The following is a 19,053-nucleotide window of genomic DNA, read 5'->3' as shown; positions in this document are numbered from 1 at the left end:
CCTAACCCCGCTCCCCGGATGCCTGACGCGGCGCCTTCGCCTCGCCCAGCTCCAGTTCCGGCTTTACGTTCAGCAGCCGCAACGCGTCTCCCATCACACGGGCGAATACCGGCGCCGCCACTTCGCCACCGTAGTATTCCCCCGACTGGGGCGCGTCGACAGCCACTACTGTGACAATCCTGGGATTGTCGATAGGAGCCATACCGGCGAATATTGCCTTGTACTGGCTATCCTCATATCCGTTCTTTCCAACCAGGTGGACGGTTCCGGTTTTGCCGCCGGCGGAATACAACCCTGGCTGCGCACGTTTTCCAGTCCCGTTCTCCACCACTTCCCGCAACATTTCCCTGATCTGGAATGAGACGTCCTCAGAGAGAACTCGTTCCCCAACTGGCTTTTCATCGGCCTTCAGTAGGCTCAATGGATAACGAATGCCGCCGTTGGCCAGCACCATGTAGGCTTGGGCGAGCTGAAGCGCGTTGACGCTCATGCCATAGCCGTAGGACAGCGTTGCCTCTTCAACCGGCCGCCACTTCGGCGGCGCCGGCAGGACGCCAACTGCCTCACCGGGGAAACCGATACCCGTCGGCTGCCCTAGCCCCAGGCGGGCATAAAGATCCCGTATGGTGTCGCCGCCCAGCTCAGTGGCAATCTTGCTGATACCCACGTTGCTCGATTTCGCAATCACGTCGGTCAGGCTTATCACGCCATAATTCCGATGATCACGGATCGTAAAACGACCAAAGCGCCGATACCCCGGCGCTGTGTCTATGGTGCTTGTGGCCTTGAATTTTCCCGATTCCAGTGCAGCCGCCATCGATACCGGCTTCATCGTGGAACCCGGTTCAAACAAATCGGTAATCGCCTTGTTCCTCAAACGGTCAGAGCTGAGCTGACTGCGGTCGTTGGGGTTATAGGACTCTTGATTCACCATGGCCAGCACTTCACCGGTATCCACATCCAGCATCACCAGCGTACCCCCCCTGGCGTTGTGTGCACCAACCACCGCTTTCAGCTCGCGGTAAGCCAGGTACTGCAGCCGTAAATCGATACTGAGCTCAAGGTCGCGGCCGGGCTTGGCATCGCGGATCAATGTGAGATCCTTGATGACCCGCCCACGATTGTCCTTCAAGACCCGCTTGCGACCGCTCTCACCGCTCAGCCATTGGTTGTAGGCCAGCTCGATGCCTTCCTGGCCATTCTCATCAATATTGGTGAACCCGACGACGTGGGCAGTCACCTCTCCAGCCGGATAGTAACGACGGTACTCCTGACGGCTATAAACCCCGGGGATATCCATCGCCAGTACCTGTCGCGCAATCTCCGGCTGAATCTTACGACGCAGGTAGATAAACTCCCTGCCCGCGTATTTGCGCAGCCGCTCACGAAGCTCAGCCTCCTGGAGACCCAGCAACCGCGCTACGTTTGTCAGCCTCGGTTCATCCGCATCAATTTCAGACGGATTGGCCCAGATGGTCTGGACCGGTGTACTCACGGCCAGCGATTCGCCGTGGCGGTCCGTCACAACGCCCCGATGGGCATCAATGCTTTCGACCCGTATGGTGCGCACGTCGCCCTGCTTGCGCAGGAACTCGTTATCCACCACATGCAGATCGACCAGACGCCATGCGAGGGCGCCCACCACCATCAGGAAAACACCCAACACGGTGCCGTACCGCCAGGCTCCAAGCCCGGCAGCCAGTCGCTGGCCCCATGTTGCTGTCTTTCCCTGATCCGACAATGTCTTCACCTTACGGTTTGTTGTTTTCGTTTAACGCACCCCGACAAGGGGCGCCATCAATGGCACCAGGACTATGTCCTGCCTACCTGGCACGACCATTCCAAAGCGTTCGGATGCCAGCTGTTCCACCCGGCCATGAGCACTAAGGGCGCTTTGCTCCAGCAGTAGCTGACTCCACTCCCGCTGGTAGTTGTCCCGCTGCTCCTGCAACTGGGACAGGGTGTTGAATAGCTCCCGGTTCTCGTGGGCACTGACCACAACCCCCAGCGAGGACACAATCAGCAGCATCACCAGCCCCATGGATATCAACACGCGCTTCTGCTGAAGTGCGGTAAATACTTGCTGAGACAACCTGACCGCCGTGGCCACACCGTCCCTGACACGCTGCTTGTTCAGTCGTGCTGTTTTCGTTGGTTGCTCAATGGCTACCGCGCCCATGATTACGCGCTCCCCTGCTTGTTTTCTTCCGGTATCCGTTCGAGTACGCGCATAACCGCGCTTCTCGCCCGCACGTTGTCACTCACTTCTTCTGTGTCCGCCTTGTTAGCCTTGCCAATCAGCCGGAACGCCGAGGCTTCCTCCTTGGCTGTCACCGGCACCCCTTTTGGCAACCGTGGGCCACGAGCCAGATCCCGCATAAACCGCTTGACCAGCCGATCTTCCAACGAGTGGAAGCTGATCACTACCAGCCTTCCGCCAGGCATCAGTTTTTCAACGGCAGCACTGAGCCCGGTTTCCAGGTCTTCCAGCTCCCGGTTGATAAAAATCCGGATTGCCTGGAATGTCCGGGTGGCCGGATGTTTGTGTTTCTCTTTTTTAGGAACCGCCTCGCTGACCAGTGAAGCCAGTTGGTGGGTGGTTTCCAGCGGCGCTTCCTTGCGGCGCTCAACAACGAGACGGGCGATACGGCGGGAGAACTTTTCCTCGCCGTATCGCCAGATCACGTACGCGATGTCTTTTTCGTCAGCCTCGGCCAGCCACTGCGCCGCGCTCGGCGCCTGCCCGGGGTCCATCCTCATATCCAGCGGACCGTCCCGCATAAAGCTGAATCCCCGGGTGGCATCATCCAGCTGCGGGGATGAAACACCAAGATCCAGCAACACGCCATTAACCTTCATCCATCCCTGAGCTTCCACAGCCTCTCCCAGCCGGGCAAAGGAGCCGTGAAACGGTTGAAACCGCGAGTCTTCAAGTGCCAGTTCACGGGCCACCTGAATAGCCTCCGGATCCTTATCGATGCCCAGCAGTTTTCCGCCTGACCCAAGCTGGCCAAGAATCAGACGGCTATGACCACCACGGCCGAAGGTCCCATCGACATAGACACCCTCCGGGTCGTTAACCAGCAAATCGACCGCCGAGTCCAGGAGCACGGAACGGTGCCGGTACTGACCGGCTGGCTCCTGCCTGCGGCCGGCGGTCATAGTGACAATGCCTCCATTTCCGGTGGCATTTCGTCTTCATCCGACGACTCGTCAAGCCATGCGAACCAACGCTCCTCACTCCACAGTTCCAGCTTTTTGCCCTGGCCAATCAGCATCAGTTTTTTCTCAAGCCGCGCGTAACTGCGCAATGTGGGTGGCACCAGAATACGGCCGGCGGAATCCAGTTCCAGTGGCGTGGCATGCCCCAGCAGCAGGCGCTGCAGCCTGCGGGCGGCCTTATTCATATTGGGAAGTGCTTCGATTTGTGGCCTCAGTGCCTCCCACTGAGGCTCCGGGTACATCAGCAGGCAACGTTCTTCATCGGCATTCGCCGTCAATACAATGCGCCCACCACAGGCGTGCGCGAGCTCTTCACGCACCCTGGCGGGGATCGCCAAGCGACCCTTCACATCCATATTGATGGCATGACTGCCAAGAAAATTGCTCATTTTCACCAATTCCGGGGTTCAGAAACCACAAATAACCACTAGAAACCACTTTTTCCCACTTGTGCACACTATAGAAACACGCAATACACAATGCAAGCGCCGCGAACAGCGCCACACCCGGGAAAGTTCCTTTTATGACAAGAGGTTACGGAACAAGGTTGGCAACAGGCTGGAGATTACGGAAAAGAAAAACCCAAAAATCAATCACCTGCAGACAGATCTGAAGACGACAAGTGAGCTCTAAGATTTTTTGGCTATAAAAGCTGGCTGGTGAGAATGACAAAAATCACATAAAGCGGAAAAAGAAAAAGAGCTCGCCGGTAAGCCGGGTTCTGTCTGGGACAGTCATTCATCTAGGGCCTGCGTCACCACAGGCCTCAAGCGACCTACCCGAATCCAGCGCGGGCCGCGCCATAGGATTCCTATTTGGTCTTGCTCCAGGTGGGGTTTACCATCGCCGTGAACTGTTGCCAGTCACGCGGTGCGCTCTTACCGCACCATTTCACCCTTACCGGTGGCCGCGAACATGTCACGGCCACTTAGGCGGTATACTTTCTGTTGCACTTTCCGTCGGCTCACGCCGCCCAGGCGTTACCTGGCACCTTGCCCTGTGGAGCCCGGACTTTCCTCCCCCGGTGAAACCGGCGGCGACTGTCTGGCGAGCTCGGGCGAGACCATACTCCAGCAAGGGGTGGCAGGCAAGGAAAAACGATACCCTGTTATTCAGCCTTCAGTTCCAGCGCTCGCTGATAAAGCTCGTTCTTGGAGCGGCCCGTCAACTCCGCCGCCAGCTTCGCCGCCTTTTTGACTGGCAATTCCGCCAGCAACAACACCAATACGCGATCCACCTCCGCTGAGCTGGCGGACAATTCTTCCGCACTGGCGCCATGCACCATCACCACAAACTCGCCGCGACTGCCATGGGGATCAGCCTCGATGTTTTCCCTGACCCCGGCCGCATGACCGGCATAGAAAGTTTCGAAGGTCTTGGTGAGTTCCCGAGCCAGAACCAGTTCCCGCTCCGCCCCCATCACCTGCTCTATATCCCTGACCGTATCGACAATCCGGTGGGGCGACTCATAGAACACCAGGGTTGCGGATTCCCTGGCCAGACGTTCAAGCGCTGTCTTCCGCGCCCCCTGCCTTGCTGGCAGAAAGCCCTCAAACAGAAACCGGTCGGTGGGCAACCCGGCGGCGCTCAACGCCGAAATAAGGGCGCAGGCACCGGGCACCGGACTGACGCGATACCCCCTGGCCCTGGCCTCCCGCACCAGCACGAAGCCCGGATCAGAGATCAGCGGTGTTCCGGCATCTGAGATCAGTGCCACATCCTGGCCTGCAGCAAGCTTTTCCAGTACCTGCCCGGCCTTGTCCCGCTCGTTGTGCTCGTGCAGGGCCATCATCGGCTTGCTGATCCCCAGATGCTGCAACAGCCGTCCGCTATGCCGGGTATCCTCAGCAGCAATCACGGCCACCCGCGACAAAATGGCCGCAGCCCTCGGGGACATGTCGTCCAGGTTACCGATTGGAGTGGCGACGATATACAGGGTGCCACCCTGTTCTGACAGCGTGTTCTCTGAGTTCACAAATCCCTCTCTTTGCCCCTGCGCATGACACCAACGTCATGTGAATTCACGTGGGAGCTGTTAAACTTGCGGCCTGATATACAGCAAACCATTTATGGGAAGCCCGGCGGAATCAGGGCTCCCGGCATGATGCCGCCGATTACCCGGCGCCACAAGCGTAATAACCCGGAGTATTGTGAGCCAGCCATGACCAAATACCGCCTGAACCTGCCAACCATCGCCACACTTCTGGCCATGGTCGTGCTGTCTGCGGGCTGCGCCAGCGTGAATCTGGAATCCCACGTTGCCCAGACCGCCAATGAAGCCCTCGAAGTCGCAGCCAGCGAAGCCGACAGGCAAAATGCCCAGGCCTACCTGTTAAGAGCGGCCGACAGATTTCAGGGCCAGAATGAACACAGGGATGCCCGGGCACTTCTCCAAAGTGACCAGTTTTCGTCCGCCACGGAAGAAACCGAGAACCAACGGATCCTGCTGTCCATGGCCAGCGCCACTGCACTTGGAGACGACCGTTGGGCCGAGGAAATTGTGTCCGGTATAGCGCCGGATCATTTCCTGAATTACGACAGAAACCTGATCAATCGTGCCGCAAGGCTTCAGGAACAGACCTATCGGCTCGCTGGCGATAATCTCGCCGCCGCCATTACCCTTATCCTACTGGCGGAAGCGGATACCGATGCCAACACCCAATCCGTCCACGACGACATCTGGAAAAACCTGAAACAAACCTCTGATACACAACTTGCCGATAGGGAAGGCCGGGCTATTGGCTATGAAGCCCAGGGCTGGCTTGAACTGGCCGGCATGCTCCGGAAACCGGAAGCCAACCTGGAGGAACAGGGAAGAATGATCCGTAACTGGCAGAACCATTGGCCGGATCACCCCGCCTCGGCGATTTTACCCGCCGAATTACAACTGATTGCCGGCCTTGCGGAGAGCCGTCCGGAGAAAATCACTCTTGCACTGCCTCTACACGGTCCACTGGCCAGCGCGGGGGCGGCCATTCGGGATGGCTTTTTTGCTGCTTATTATGAGGATGAATCAGCCGATCGCGGGGAAATCAGCATTCGGGTGGTCGATACGTCCGACAGAGCCTTCCCCAAGCTTTACGATGAGTTGGCAAACGAGGACCAGGACCTGATTGTCGGCCCACTCGAAAAGGACGCCCTGGCAACACTTTCTGACATGACCACCCTACCCGTGCCGGTTCTGGGTCTGAATTACCTGCCACCCAATACTACCGCGCCGGCAGGACTCTACCAGTTTGGACTGTCCGCAGAAGATGAGGCCAGACAGATCGCCAACCGTCTCGATGCCGAGGGCATCGACCAGATTCTTGTACTGATCCCCACGGGAGAGTGGGGGGACAGGCTGGAAAGTGCACTACTTGAACAGTTGGCACAGAATAACGGTATCGCCCTGGACATTGAACGCTACTTCCGGGAAGACAACCTTCGCGCCGTGACGGCGGATTTATTGGGCATAACTGTTTCCCGCGACCGGGCAATTGACGTTGAACGCACTGCGGGTATCGACGTGGAGTTTGAGCCCCGGCGTCGCCAGGATGCCGACGGCATCGTGATGGTCGCCGAGCCTACCGTCGCACGACAGTTCAAGCCGCTTTTTGCTTTCTACTTCGGTGGGGACCTGCCCGTATACTCGCCCTCCATGGTGTACGAGGGAAACCCGGATCCATCACGGGACCGCGATCTGAACGGTGTCACCTTCACTGATACGCCTTGGATTCTGGAAGAGGACAACCGCTTTCGTGACACTGTGAAAGAAGCCATGCCCGATGTCAGGGGCCAGCTTGGCCGACTGTTTGCCATGGGAGCAGACGCCTGGCAACTGAGCAAGCGCCTGCCCCTGCTGAGGCAAGTTGAAGACGCCACCATCGACGGCCAGACCGGCGTATTGACAATGACACCCCAGGGCAGCATTTACAGGGAACAACTCTGGGCCAGGTTCCGCGAAGGAACCCCCGAGCGGTTGGCACCACTGGAAAACAAAGAGTCGGATAGCGAGCAGACCGAACCTGAAGCCACGAATGCGGAACGCTCATCCAGCCAGGAATAACGATCAGGACAGTAATGCCATGGATGGCAGACCAACAACGAGAAAGTCCACTGGCGACCACGCCGAAGGCGTGGCCGCGCGCTATCTGCAGACCCGTGGCGTTACCATTCTTGAGCGCAATGTCTTCAGCCGTGGTGGCGAGATTGACCTCATAGGCCGGGACAATGACACCCTGGTATTCTTTGAGGTGCGGTACCGGGGGAGCGGCAGCCTGACCGGCGCGGCCGAATCGATAACTCTTACCAAGCAAAAGCGGCTCGTCAGGGCGGCATCCTTCTACCTCCACAAGCATGGCCTGTGGAACACCAATGCCAGAATTGACGTAGTGGCAATCGCACCGGGCGAAAACAAAAAATACCGGATACAATGGATTAAAAATGCCATTCAGGTCTGACTATGACGGATACCGAACAACAGATAAACCAGTGGTTCGCCAATCACATGGAACATACGGCACATGCCGCAAGCCTGACCGTACCTGCCATTGAAAGAGCTTCGGATGCGCTGGTCAACACGCTGTTGAATGATGGCAAAATCATCACCTGCGCCAACGGTAATGCCAACGTTCTGACGCAGTACTTCTGCACCGCCCTTTTGAACCGTTTCGAGCATGACCGCCCGGCACTCCCTGCCATCAACCTGGGAGCGGATGCAACGACCTATTCGGCAATCTGCCGTGACAACCGTTTCAATGACACATTTTCCAGGCAGGTCCGCGCCATTGGGAAGGCCAACGACCTTCTCCTGGTCATTGTTGACGACGGCCACAAGGCCAACCTGATCCAGGCGATACAGGCAGCACACGACCGGGAAATGAATGTGGTAGTGTTGAGCGCCAAGGAAAAAACCGATATTACCTCACTGCTACACCCGGAAGACCATGAAATAGCCCTCGATAATTTATCGCCGACTGCTGCGACACCCATCCTGCTGGTGATCATCAACGCTTTGTGCGGACTGATCGACGAAAAACTGTTTGGCGGGTAAGCAAAAAAGCCAGCTGTTTATCGCAGCTGGCCTTGAAGTTCCATCCTGTTTTCTCGACTGAGGCGAGCTACTTCACAACCTTAAGGGTTGGCCGGCCACTGGGCCGGTCTCCACCTTGACTGCCCTCACCACCGTTCTGGTCTGAATCCTTGCCTCCGGGGCCATCCGGGTCCGGTGAGCCAGGCTCGCTACCGAAGACCATGCCCTCTCCATTTTCCTTTGCATAGACCGCCATAACGGCTTGCAGCGGAATAAAGACCTGCATCGGTACGCCACCGAACCGGGCACTGAACTCCAGGGCACCATTACCAATCACCAGACCGCGCACGGCGCCGGGGCTGATATTGAGCACGATCTGCCCATTGGCAACATGCTCGGTTGGTACCTGAACCCCCTGAACCCCCGCATCCACAACAATATAGGGTGTGCAGTCGTTATCGAGGATCCACTCGTTGAACGCCCGGACGAGATAAGGGCGGCTCGATGTCATGGTTATCTTGCTATCAGGCACTGCCGTTCTCCTGAACCGGTTTCAGGCTCTGCATATCAGCTGCGAATATCTTCTTCCAGATCCGACAGGCTTGCCTTGAAACCTTCACGGCTGAAAATACTATCCATATATTTTTGAAGCGGCTTTGCCTGCTTTTCATTCAGCTCAATGCCCAGCGATGGCAAGCGCCAAAGAATGGGAGCAATGCAGCAGTCCACGATCGTGAACTCTTCCGACAGGAAAAAAGGCATTTCACCGAACAGTGGCGCGGTGGCCAACAGGCTTTCGCGTAGCTCCTTGCGTGCAGCATCCGACGCCTTGGCGTTGGGCTGTGCCAGGATCTGGTCAACCAGTCCACACCAGTCCTTCTGAATACGATGGATCATCAGGCGGCTGTTGGCACGGGCAACGGGGTATACCGGCAGCAATGGCGGATGCGGAAACCGCTCGTCCAGGTACTCCATCATGATATTGGGCTCGTAGAGCACAAGATCACGATCCACCAGTGTCGGCAGGGCATTGTACGGGTTCAGGTCGGCCAGCTCTCCGGGAGGGTTGTCCGGGTCGACATTCACTACGTCAACCGTTACACCCTTCTCTGCAAGCACAATACGGACTCTGTGGCTGTAATGACTGGCCGGGTCCGAGAAAAACGTCATTGATGACCGCTTGGTCACAACGCCCATAGAACTACCTCACGATTTGACTAACCGAATTGATCCTGAAAAACGCAAAAATCCAGCGGGCCGGCTATTGCCCGCTGGAACTCAGGGATAAAGATTATACCTGAAATATCAGTGTACGTCCTTCCAGTACTCGCGATTAAGCAGGTAGGCAAAGATAAAGAAGATCGCCACAAAGATCAGTACGAACATACCCAGCCTTTCACGCTCGACCTTCACCGGATCGCCCATATAGGACATGAAATTGGTCAGATCATACATGGCCCGGTTGAACTCCTCCGGAGACATCGACCCTTCCGTTTCCCACTCAGGGCAGGAGTCAGCATTCCGGACATCACCGCTGAGCGGGTCAACACTCGCACCTTCACCAATTCTTGGCTCAACAGCACAGAGTCCCTGCAAGCCAACCAGCACGTGGGGCATGCCGACGTTCTCAAAGACAACGTTGTTCACACCCATCGGACGGCTTTCATCCTTGTAAAAACCACGAAGGTAGGAGTAAATCCAATCTTCACCACGAAGGCGCGATTCCAGCGTCAAATCCGGTGGCGGAGCACCGAACCAGTCCGCAGCCATATCCTTGTTCATGGCGTTTTTCATGAGTTCACCGATTTTTGCGCCGGTAAAAATCAGGTTTTCCTCGTAAATGTCATCGGGAATCCCCAAATCCTCCGCAACCCGCATATAGCGGGCATATTCCATGGAATGACAGCCCATGCAATAGTTCGTGAACAGGGCAGCACCACGCTGGAGGGATTCCTTGTTCGTATGATCCGGCTCCATAGTGTCAAGTGTCACCGATGGCGCGGCTGCCAGCCCGAGAGCCGGCAGGATAGCGATGAAAAGACCAATAATCAGCTTTCTCATTATCCTGTCACCCTCTCTGGAACTGGCTTGGTTTTCTCCATGCGTGTGTAGAACGGCATGAGGATAAAGTAGAGGAAGTACAACGTTGTCAAAATCTGGGCAACGGTGGTACGCCCCTCTGTCGCCGGAACAATGCCGAGGTACCCCAGGATAACAAAGCTTACGGCGAAGATGGCCAGGGCAATCTTGCTCAGCCAGCCTTTATAACGCATTGAGCGCACAGGGCTCCTGTCTAGCCAGGGCAGGACAAACAGTATGGCGATCGCCGCACCCATGACCACGACGCCCCAGAACTTCGCATCCAGACCGAAGAGGTCCACCGTGACCGCCCGCAACATGGCGTAGAATGGCGTGAAGTACCACACCGGTGCTATATGGTCCGGCGTTTTCAGTGCGTTTGCCGGCTCGAAGTTCGGTTTCTCAAGGAACAACCCACCCATCTCGGGGAAGAAAAACACCACGATAAAGAAGATAAAAAAGAATACGCCCACACCCAAAAGGTCATGCACGGTGTAATAGGGGTGGAACGGTATACCGTCTTTGGGGATGCCGTTTTCATCCTTGTTCTTCTTGATGTCGATACCGTCCGGGTTGTTGGAGCCAACCTCGTGCAGCGCAAGAATATGCAAAACCACCAGACCAAGCAGAACGATTGGCAATGCAACTACGTGCAGTGCGAAGAAGCGGTTCAGGGTAATACCGGAGATCAGATAGTCACCACGAATCCACAGCGACAGGTCATCACCGATCACCGGAATAGCACCGAACAGGTTTACGATAACCTGTGCACCCCAGTATGACATCTGACCCCAGGGTAACAGGTAACCCATGAAGGCTTCCGCCATCAGAACCAGGTAGATCAGCATGCCGAAAAGCCAGATCAGCTCACGCGGTTTCTGATAGGAGCCATACATCAAGCCACGGAACATGTGGAGGTAGACCACCACAAAGAAGGCCGAGGCGCCGGTGGAGTGCAAGTAACGGAGCAACCAGCCCCACTCGACATCGCGCATGATGTATTCGACCGACGCGAAGGCACCCTCTGCCGTGGGGTTGTAACTCATGGTCAGCCAGATGCCGGTTATCAACTGGTTTACCAGCACCAGCATCGCCAGCGAGCCAAAGAAATACCACATATTGAAGTTCTTGGGCGCGTAGTACTTGCCAACGTGCTTGTTCCAGGCGTCAACAACCGGAAGACGCTCGTCTACCCAATTCAATAACTTATTCATTATGCGGCCCCCTCAGGATCCAGACCGACGGTTACGGTATTCTCGTCGTCAAAGCGATAGGGAGGCACCTGAAGATTGGCCGGTGCCGGCTGATTCGGGAATACCCGGCCTGCGAGATCGTATCGTGAACCGTGGCAAGCGCAGTAAAAACCACCAAGCCAGTCTTCTCCGAGATCGGCAGGAGCAACTTCAGGCCGAAACTGGGGGGAGCAACCAAGGTGGGTACAGATACCAACAATGACAGCGTACTCATCCTTGATGGCACGCAGTGCTCCATCAATGTAGGCAGGCTGTTCGGCTTCCTTGGAAAGTGGATCCTTGACCCGATCGTTCAGCTCGATAATGTTTTCATTCATCGTTTCGGTACGGCGAATAATCCACACCGGCTTACCGCGCCACTCGACGGTCATCTGCTGACCGGGCTCCAGTTTACTGACATTGACGGTGACCGGTGCACCGGCTGCTTTCGCTTTGGCACTGGGGTTCCAGGATGCTACGAAAGGTACGGCCGCACCGACGACGCCGACACCACCCACCACAGACGTGGCACCGATCAGAAACCGGCGCCTGCCTTGGCTCACGTCGCCATTACTCATTATGGTTATCTCCCATCAGGCGACATGCAGCCCTGCTCGCAGGGAAACTGCATATCGAAAAGGACTTCTCTCAACCCAAAATTATAAGCGCTCAAATGGTAATGAAATTACCCTGCCCTTACAAGTCGGAAAGGTCTTGAGCCGGGCCATTACCTGTTCCGGATCAAATTGATATTGATTCCCCGAACAATAAAAAACCCGGCCAAGGGACCGGGTTTTTCGGGTCTGCTCCAGCGATCTTAACGCTTGGAGAACTGAGGACGCTTACGCGCCTTGCGCAGACCAACCTTCTTACGCTCAACTTTGCGAGCATCACGGGTAACATAACCCGCCTTGCGCAGCGCCGGGCGCAGCGTCTCGTCGTAATCCATCAGGGCGCGTGTCAGGCCATGGCGAATAGCGCCGGCCTGACCACTGATACCACCACCTTTAACGGTGATGTTGATATCAAAACGATCGGTAGATTCAGCAGCCACCAGCGGCTGACGAACGATCATCTGCAAAGTCTCACGACCGAAAAACTGTTCGATAGTGCGACCGTTGATAGAAATGTTACCGCTTCCCGGCTTGATGAACACCCGAGCCGTGGATGTCTTGCGGCGACCAGTACCGTAATTTTGTGCTACAGACATATCCGCCTTCCGTTAAATGTCGAGTTCTTTGGGCTGCTGGGCTGCATGAGGATGCTCAGCGCCGGCATAAATTTTCAGCTTCTTGAACATGGCCCGGCCAAGCGGGCCATTCGGAAGCATGCCTTTAACAGACTTCTGGATGATTTGCTCAGGAGCCTTGTCGACCAGCTTCTCGAAGTTGATGGACTTGATTCCACCCGGAAAGCCGGTGTGACTGTAGTACATCTTGTCAAATGCTTTTTTGCCGGTAACCCGTACCTGACTGGCATTGATAACAACAATATAATCGCCAGTATCGACGTGAGGGGTATACTCAGGCTTATGCTTGCCCCGCAGACGACGGGCGATTTCAGTTGACAGACGACCCAGCGTCTTGCCGGCTGCGTCTACAACGTACCAGTCACGTGTTACTGTTTCTGGTTTCGCACTCAGAGTCTTCATTGATTCCGCCTTGAACGCTATATAAGAAACGTTAAAAACCACCACCGGTAAATGCTCGGCATCCGGAGGAGGTTCTTTACCTGTATGTTAAGCGGCAGTGACATCATTCGGGGCTGAGATGATGGCATCGCCTTGAAAAGCCAGGGCGCGAAGTATATCCGAACCAAAAGGGAAAGCCAACCCTGAGGCAGCCTGTTTCGTTATTCACTTACCCTTGCTGCCCGTATACCCTACCGCTCTGAGGCGCCTATCTCATTCCAGTCATACAGGCGCTGCACATTACCGAGCAGCGACCGGGCAAGATCCTCGCGGCCAGCGCCCCGCAACCCGGCGAGGACATTGAATATCAGCGGCAGGTAGGCCGGTGAATTATGCCCCGCTTCAACACTTTCCGGCGCCATGTCCGGAGCATCCGTCTCCAGGATCAATGCGTCCACAGGCAAACGGGCGATGGTATCGCGGGTCTTTCTGGCACGAGGGTGGGTGATGACACCACCGACGCCAATAAAGCAGCCGAGATCAATCAACTTGGAAGCCTGCTCGTAGCTGCCCGAAAACCCATGGACCAGGACCCTCCCCGGAAAACCTTTCCGGCGCAGAACCTCGTACACCTCGTCATGAGTCTTCACGGAGTGGACAACCAACGGCAAGCGCAACTGCTTTGCAATATCTACCTGCCGTTCAAACCAGGGGTACTGCTCCTTTAAATCACCGTGGATACGGTCAAGGCCACACTCACCCAGGGCCACGCAATGCCCTGGACGACTCTCCAACGCCCCCTGTAGCGCATCAAGGTCGTCAGCAGTGTGCTCCCCTACATACCAGGGGTGGATACCGAGACAGTAGTACAATCCGTCGTATTCCGAGGCAATACGACTTACCCGACCCCAATTACTGCGACGAACACCAGGAATGACGAGATTGGAAAGCCCACTGCTGCGAGCCTCTTCAAGCACAGCGTCACGACGCCCGTCGAATTCCGGGAAATCGAAATGGCAGTGTGCATCAATGAACCTCATCTACCGCTCCAGCGTGCTAGTGCTCCCGTGTTTTGTGGAAGCTGATGTCCGGGTGCCGCTCCTGGGCCAGTTGCAGGTTTACCATTGTGGGCGCGATATAGGCCAACCGGTCGCTACCGTCCAGTGCCAGGAAATCGTTGGCCTTGCGCTCGAACTCATCCAGTTTGCGCTCATCAGAGGCCGTTACCCATCGCGCCGTCGCAACATTGATGGGCTCATACACAGCATCCACCTTGTACTCACTCTTGAGCCGGCTGACCACCACGTCAAACTGCAACACACCCACCGCCCCAACGATCAGGTCGTTGTTACGCAGTGGGCGGAAAACCTGGACAGCGCCCTCTTCCGCAAGCTGGATCAGTCCTTTTTGCAACTGCTTGGACTTGAGCGGGTCCTTCAGGCGAATCCGGCGGAACAGTTCCGGGGCGAAATTGGGAATACCGGTGAATTTCATGTCCTCACCGGAGGTGAAGGTATCACCCAACTGGATCGTGCCATGGTTGTGCAGGCCGATAATATCACCGGCAAACGCCTCCCCCGCATGTTCACGATCTCCGGCCATAAAGGTCAGGGCATCCGAGAAACGAACCTCTTTACCGATCCGGACGTGACGGGCCTTCATGCCCTGGTTATACCGCCCCGACACAATCCTAAGAAAAGCCACGCGGTCCCGGTGTTGCGGATCCATATTGGCCTGGATTTTGAATACAAAGCCGGAAAATACGTCTTCTGCGGGCTTGACCAGGCGCTGGTCAGTCTCCCGGGGCTGCGGTTCCGGAGCCCACTCCACCAACCCATCAAGCATATGGTCGACCCCAAAGTTGCCCAGGGCGGTGCCAAAAAATACAGGCGTCAGCTCGCCCGCAAGGAAGGCGTTCAGATCAAACTCGTGGGATGCGCCCTTTACCAGCTCAATCTCATCCCGCAGTTCACCCGCGTAGCCTCCAAGGACTTCGTCCAACTGCGGGTTGTCGATTCCCTCGATCACCCGCTTTTCCTGTATTGCGTGCCCCTGGCCGGATTTGTAGAGAATCACTTCGTCACGGGTCAGGTGATAAACCCCCTTAAAATTCTTGCCCATGCCAATGGGCCAGGTGATCGGGGCACAAGCAATCTTGAGAACATCCTCAACCTCGTCCATCAACTCCACGGGATCCCGCGTATCCCGGTCCAATTTGTTCATGAACGTGAGGATGGGCGTGTCCCGCAAACGGGTTACCTCCATCAGCTTGATGGTACGTTCCTCAACACCCTTGGCACTGTCGATCACCATCAGGCAGGAATCCACGGCTGTGAGCGTGCGGTAGGTATCCTCGGAGAAATCCTCATGGCCCGGCGTATCCAGCAGGTTCACCAAACGCCCGCCGTAAGGAAACTGCATCACAGAGGTGGTTACGGAAATGCCACGCTCTTTCTCCATTTCCATCCAGTCGGATTTAGCGTGCTGGCCCGATTTCTTTCCCTTTACCGTACCGGCCTTCTGTATGGCCTGACCGAACAGCAGAACCTTCTCTGTGATCGTGGTTTTACCGGCGTCCGGGTGCGAGATAATCGCAAACGTGCGGCGATGGGATACTTCGCTGTCTAGGCTGGTCATAATTGGTAACAACCTGAATCGGAGAGACTGAAAAAACGGTCGTCATTATAAGGATATTAGTGCACTGACGCGAACCTGTATCAGCCTCACCAGTGCCAACATTATTGGTGTGAATCCGGAAGCCCGCCTTCAAGCGGCAACGCCATGACCAGTGCGTCTTCACGCTCTTTGCCCGAGGGGTAGTAGCCGGGCCGGCGTCCGATAACATCAAAGCCCTCGCTTGTGTACAGGTCAATTGCTGCCTGATTGCTCATTCTCACCTCAAGCAGCACCTGGGTCATACCGTCCCGCGCTGACTCCACAATCAAGTGCCGAAGCAGCCGGCGACCGCCACCACTGCCACGCTTCGCAGGTGCCACACAGAGATTGAGCAGATGGGCCTCACCGGCCATATAGGCAACCACAGCGTACCCGGTTAGCCAATGCCCTGACTCAAGGGCCCAAAGCCGGTAGTCGGGGCGGAAACACCCACGGAAAATGGACTCACTCCAGGGAAAAGAGTAACCCTGGCACTCGATGCCGAGGACATCGGGCAGGTCTTCGTGGCACAACGCCCGGATGGTCATATCAACGCTTTCGATCTTGCGGTAAAGGTCCTGTCCCACAACTCAGGCTCCGATGGAGGACTTCAACTGCTGCCAGAGTTCACGCTTGTGGGCCGGCACAGCGGCAAGTTCGGCAAGAGTGTGAGGGAAATCAAGGCTTGCCCTGCCGAATACGTTGGCCAGCCAGTCGGCCCGCTCCGGTTGTAGATCATCGACCAGTACGCCGAGCAGAATGACCCGGCGGGAACCAAAGTCAGATGACAAAACACGAAGGGTATCCCGGAAGTCGTCAGGACTATTGCCCGGCACCCTGGAGTTACCGAACACCGGCCAGCGAACCTCCCGCCATTTATCAATGCGGATTTCACCAACCGCCGCCAGGATATTCCGGGCCAGCACATCCTGCAGGCGTTCACTGGCCTGGTCTGACACTCCGCTGATCAACACCAGGCGATCGGAAACCCAAAACCCGAGATGGGCGCTGATCTGGCCGGGCACACCAACGCCAGAACCCAATGCCTCTATGGGCTCCGCCTCAACCAGCGGCTCTGTCTCTGGCACTGACTCGGCAACGGTATCCGGCGACTCTCGACGTTCTTCAGACGCCGGAACGTCGGGGGATTTCGCTTTGCTCTCCGCCATCAACGCCTGGATTCCGGCGAGCCGGTCTTTTCCTATACCGTCGGCCTCCGGCCGTTGCCTTGGTGGGTGAGTAGCCCCCCTGGTCGGCGGAATCACCACTGGCTCAGGCTCAGGATTATCCTCCACGGGGAAAGTGAACTCGGGGCTGGGAGCAGCACCCGGTAACGGCTTTCTGGCGTACCAAAGGTGAATACCCGCTTTCCCCAGGTAAAACTGACGCTCTGCCTCTGACCTCATCATAATGCTTATCCGTTTTTGCCCGCTTTACTCAGACATCAGCGCCTTGGGGATGCTGCCTGACACCACCCCGACTGATCAGGTTAAGGGCTTCAATATAGGCCTTTGCGGACGCAATGATAATATCGGTATCCGCGCCTATACCATTCACAATTCGACCTCCCCGCTCCAGGCGCACTGTCACTTCGCCCTGGGCATCGGTGCCACTGGTGATATTGTTCACGGAATAGAGCTGCAGATTGCAGCCTGAATCAACCAGCGACTCGATGGCCTTGAAGGTCGCATCAACCGGACCGCTGCCCTCGGCCTCTGCCTTGTGCTCCTTACCATCCATCAACAGGGTCAGGCGGGCCCTGGGCACCACTCCGGTTTCAGAACACACCTGCATGGTCACAAGACCATAACGGCCCTCCTCCTCTTTCTGGCGAGTGTCACTGGCAATGGCTTGCAGGTCTTCATCGAAAATCTCGTGTTTCAGGTCAGCCAGTGCCTTGAAGCGGGTAAAGGCCTCATTCAGCTCGGTCTCGGTTTCAAACTGTATACCCAACTCCAACAATCGAGACCGGAATGCGTTACGGCCGGAATGCTTGCCAAGCACCAGACTGTTGGTATGCCACCCCACGTCCTGGGCCCGCATGATTTCGTAGGTTTCCCGGTGCTTCAGGACGCCGTCCTGGTGGATCCCCGACTCATGGGCGAAAGCATTTGCACCCACAATGGCCTTGTTGGGCTGCACCGGAAACCCGGTGATGGTCGAAACCAGACGAGAGGCAGGCACAATGTGCTGTGTATCTATCCGGGTGTCGATTGAATATAGATCCTGGCGAGTGCGAACAGCCATCACCAACTCTTCAAGAGACGCATTTCCAGCCCTCTCACCAAGCCCATTGATAGTGCACTCCACTTGCCGGGCTCCGCTGCTGACCGCCGCCAGTGAATTTGCGACTGCAAGCCCGAGATCATTATGGCAATGCACGGAAAACACAGCTTTATCCGCATTCGGAACCCGATTCAGCAACTGGCGTATCGTCTCACCGAATTGCTCTGGAATGGCGTAGCCCACCGTATCCGGGATATTGATCGTTGACGCTCCGGCATTAATCGCTGCTTCAATGATACGGCACAGGAAATCCAGTTCGGAACGGCCAGCATCTTCACAGGAGAACTCAACATCATCAACATGGCTGCGGGCACGCTTGACGGATCTCACCGCCTGCTCCACGACCTCGTCCGGTTGCATCTGCAGCTTGTGCCGCATGTGGATGGGAGAGGTTGCAATAAAGGTATGGATACGACCACGCTCAGCAGGTCTTATGGCCTCGGCGGCGCGGTCAATGTCTTTGTCGAGGGCTCTGGCCAGGCTGCAAATGGTGGAGCCTTTTATCGACTCTGCTATGGACTTAACCGCTTCGAAGTCACCCTGACTCGCGATCGCAAAGCCAGCTTCTATAACGTCAACGCGTAGCTTTTCGAGCACTTTGGCTATGCGGAGCTTTTCGGCTTTTGTCATGGTGGCGCCTGGGCTTTGCTCACCATCGCGTAACGTTGTGTCAAAGATAATAAGGTGATCTGTCGCAGACATGGCGACCTCCGTTGAGGGCAACTGAATCAGGGTCTTGTGTGGGAGTATATCACTGACTGATGTTAGCGAGTTGCGTGTGTGCCCAAGCACAAGGTGCTCGAACTTTTGCCTGGCCAATAAAAAACCCCGGCAGCTTCCGCTGTCGGGGTTTAAGGTATTAAGAGCCTGACGATGACCTACTCTCACATGGGCAGAAGCCACACTACCATCGGCGCTGGTCTGTTTCACGGCTG

At 56.3% G+C, this 19,053-nt stretch carries 20 protein-coding genes and 1 other RNA gene; 3 read left to right on the top strand and 18 right to left on the bottom strand.

Annotation, left to right across the window (positions count from 1 at the left end; genetic code table 11):
* Position 1: 1 nt before the first annotated feature.
* The 6 genes from NLU14_RS18345 to rsmI all read right to left on the bottom strand — a co-directional run bounded on the left by NLU14_RS18345 (position 2) and on the right by rsmI (position 5,197).
* Positions 2-1,741: a peptidoglycan D,D-transpeptidase FtsI family protein gene (locus NLU14_RS18345; RefSeq protein ID WP_275709282.1), complete on the bottom strand. Its 1,740-nt coding sequence runs from the start codon at positions 1,739-1,741 to the stop codon at positions 2-4.
* Between the two features lie 30 nt (positions 1,742-1,771).
* The gene (gene ftsL, locus NLU14_RS18340; RefSeq protein ID WP_275709280.1) at positions 1,772-2,179 is read right to left on the bottom strand and encodes a cell division protein FtsL; all 408 of its coding nucleotides are present in this window, start codon (positions 2,177-2,179) and stop codon (positions 1,772-1,774) included.
* A 2-nt stretch (positions 2,180-2,181) separates the two neighbouring features.
* A complete protein-coding gene (rsmH, locus tag NLU14_RS18335; protein WP_275709277.1) occupies positions 2,182-3,162 on the bottom strand; it encodes a 16S rRNA (cytosine(1402)-N(4))-methyltransferase RsmH in 981 nt (326 codons plus the stop codon).
* A complete protein-coding gene (gene mraZ / locus NLU14_RS18330; protein ID WP_275709275.1) occupies positions 3,159-3,611 on the bottom strand; it encodes a division/cell wall cluster transcriptional repressor MraZ in 453 nt (150 codons plus the stop codon). The genes rsmH and mraZ overlap by 4 nt, the downstream gene beginning before the upstream one ends.
* A gap of 305 nt (positions 3,612-3,916) precedes the next feature.
* Positions 3,917-4,278: RNase P RNA component class A (rnpB, locus tag NLU14_RS18325), an RNA gene on the bottom strand.
* Between the two features lie 52 nt (positions 4,279-4,330).
* Positions 4,331-5,197: a 16S rRNA (cytidine(1402)-2'-O)-methyltransferase gene (gene rsmI, locus NLU14_RS18320; RefSeq protein WP_275709273.1), complete on the bottom strand. Its 867-nt coding sequence runs from the start codon at positions 5,195-5,197 to the stop codon at positions 4,331-4,333.
* Positions 5,198-5,323: 126 nt separating this feature from the next.
* Between rsmI and NLU14_RS18315 the strand changes: the two genes are divergently transcribed.
* From NLU14_RS18315 to NLU14_RS18305, 3 genes are read left to right on the top strand one after another with little or no spacing between them, the layout of a single operon-like run.
* Positions 5,324-7,270 carry a penicillin-binding protein activator gene (locus tag NLU14_RS18315; protein WP_275709271.1) on the top strand — a complete coding sequence of 649 codons (1,947 nt, stop codon included), beginning with the start codon at positions 5,324-5,326 and terminating at the stop codon, positions 7,268-7,270.
* A gap of 19 nt (positions 7,271-7,289) precedes the next feature.
* Positions 7,290-7,664 (top strand): YraN family protein, encoded by a 375-nt coding sequence (locus tag NLU14_RS18310; protein WP_275709268.1) that lies wholly within the window; start codon positions 7,290-7,292, stop codon positions 7,662-7,664.
* 2 nt (positions 7,665-7,666) lie between these two features.
* Positions 7,667-8,257 carry an SIS domain-containing protein gene (locus NLU14_RS18305; protein WP_275709266.1) on the top strand — a complete coding sequence of 197 codons (591 nt, stop codon included), beginning with the start codon at positions 7,667-7,669 and terminating at the stop codon, positions 8,255-8,257.
* Between the two features lie 67 nt (positions 8,258-8,324).
* Here NLU14_RS18305 and NLU14_RS18300 read toward each other — a convergent pair whose 3' ends face one another.
* The 12 genes from NLU14_RS18300 to NLU14_RS18245 form a co-directional block, all read right to left on the bottom strand.
* Positions 8,325-8,747 carry a ClpXP protease specificity-enhancing factor gene (locus NLU14_RS18300; RefSeq protein ID WP_275709479.1) on the bottom strand — a complete coding sequence of 141 codons (423 nt, stop codon included), beginning with the start codon at positions 8,745-8,747 and terminating at the stop codon, positions 8,325-8,327.
* A gap of 56 nt (positions 8,748-8,803) precedes the next feature.
* Positions 8,804-9,433: a glutathione S-transferase N-terminal domain-containing protein gene (locus NLU14_RS18295; RefSeq protein WP_027831043.1), complete on the bottom strand. Its 630-nt coding sequence runs from the start codon at positions 9,431-9,433 to the stop codon at positions 8,804-8,806.
* A 108-nt stretch (positions 9,434-9,541) separates the two neighbouring features.
* Positions 9,542-10,297 carry a cytochrome c1 gene (locus NLU14_RS18290; RefSeq protein ID WP_275709264.1) on the bottom strand — a complete coding sequence of 252 codons (756 nt, stop codon included), beginning with the start codon at positions 10,295-10,297 and terminating at the stop codon, positions 9,542-9,544.
* Positions 10,297-11,529 (bottom strand): cytochrome b, encoded by a 1,233-nt coding sequence (locus NLU14_RS18285; protein WP_275709263.1) that lies wholly within the window; start codon positions 11,527-11,529, stop codon positions 10,297-10,299. Before NLU14_RS18285 ends, NLU14_RS18290 begins: the two co-directional genes overlap by 1 nt.
* Positions 11,529-12,125, bottom strand: a complete 597-nt coding sequence (gene petA, locus NLU14_RS18280; RefSeq protein ID WP_275709261.1) for a ubiquinol-cytochrome c reductase iron-sulfur subunit — start codon at positions 12,123-12,125, stop codon at positions 11,529-11,531. The genes NLU14_RS18285 and petA overlap by 1 nt, the downstream gene beginning before the upstream one ends.
* Before the next feature lie 239 nt (positions 12,126-12,364).
* Positions 12,365-12,757, bottom strand: a complete 393-nt coding sequence (gene rpsI / locus NLU14_RS18275) for a 30S ribosomal protein S9 (protein ID WP_275709259.1) — start codon at positions 12,755-12,757, stop codon at positions 12,365-12,367.
* A 12-nt stretch (positions 12,758-12,769) separates the two neighbouring features.
* Positions 12,770-13,198 carry a 50S ribosomal protein L13 gene (gene rplM, locus NLU14_RS18270; protein WP_007154598.1) on the bottom strand — a complete coding sequence of 143 codons (429 nt, stop codon included), beginning with the start codon at positions 13,196-13,198 and terminating at the stop codon, positions 12,770-12,772.
* A 230-nt stretch (positions 13,199-13,428) separates the two neighbouring features.
* Positions 13,429-14,217, bottom strand: a complete 789-nt coding sequence (locus tag NLU14_RS18265; RefSeq protein WP_275709257.1) for a TatD family hydrolase — start codon at positions 14,215-14,217, stop codon at positions 13,429-13,431.
* A gap of 16 nt (positions 14,218-14,233) precedes the next feature.
* Positions 14,234-15,814 carry a peptide chain release factor 3 gene (prfC, locus tag NLU14_RS18260; protein ID WP_275709255.1) on the bottom strand — a complete coding sequence of 527 codons (1,581 nt, stop codon included), beginning with the start codon at positions 15,812-15,814 and terminating at the stop codon, positions 14,234-14,236.
* Positions 15,815-15,915: 101 nt separating this feature from the next.
* Positions 15,916-16,419 (bottom strand): ribosomal protein S18-alanine N-acetyltransferase, encoded by a 504-nt coding sequence (gene rimI, locus NLU14_RS18255; RefSeq protein WP_338040807.1) that lies wholly within the window; start codon positions 16,417-16,419, stop codon positions 15,916-15,918.
* Between the two features lie 3 nt (positions 16,420-16,422).
* On the bottom strand, positions 16,423-17,241 hold the full coding sequence (locus NLU14_RS18250) for a 2-isopropylmalate synthase (RefSeq protein ID WP_275709253.1): 819 nt from the start codon (positions 17,239-17,241) through the stop codon (positions 16,423-16,425).
* A gap of 28 nt (positions 17,242-17,269) precedes the next feature.
* Positions 17,270-18,820, bottom strand: coding sequence for a 2-isopropylmalate synthase (locus tag NLU14_RS18245; protein ID WP_275709251.1), 1,551 nt, complete (start codon positions 18,818-18,820; stop codon positions 17,270-17,272).
* Positions 18,821-19,053: the final 233 nt, after the last annotated feature.

The organism is Marinobacter iranensis, from assembly GCF_029207565.1.
Taxonomy (GTDB): domain Bacteria; phylum Pseudomonadota; class Gammaproteobacteria; order Pseudomonadales; family Oleiphilaceae; genus Marinobacter; species Marinobacter iranensis.
This window is presented reverse-complemented; position numbering and strand designations above follow the sequence as displayed.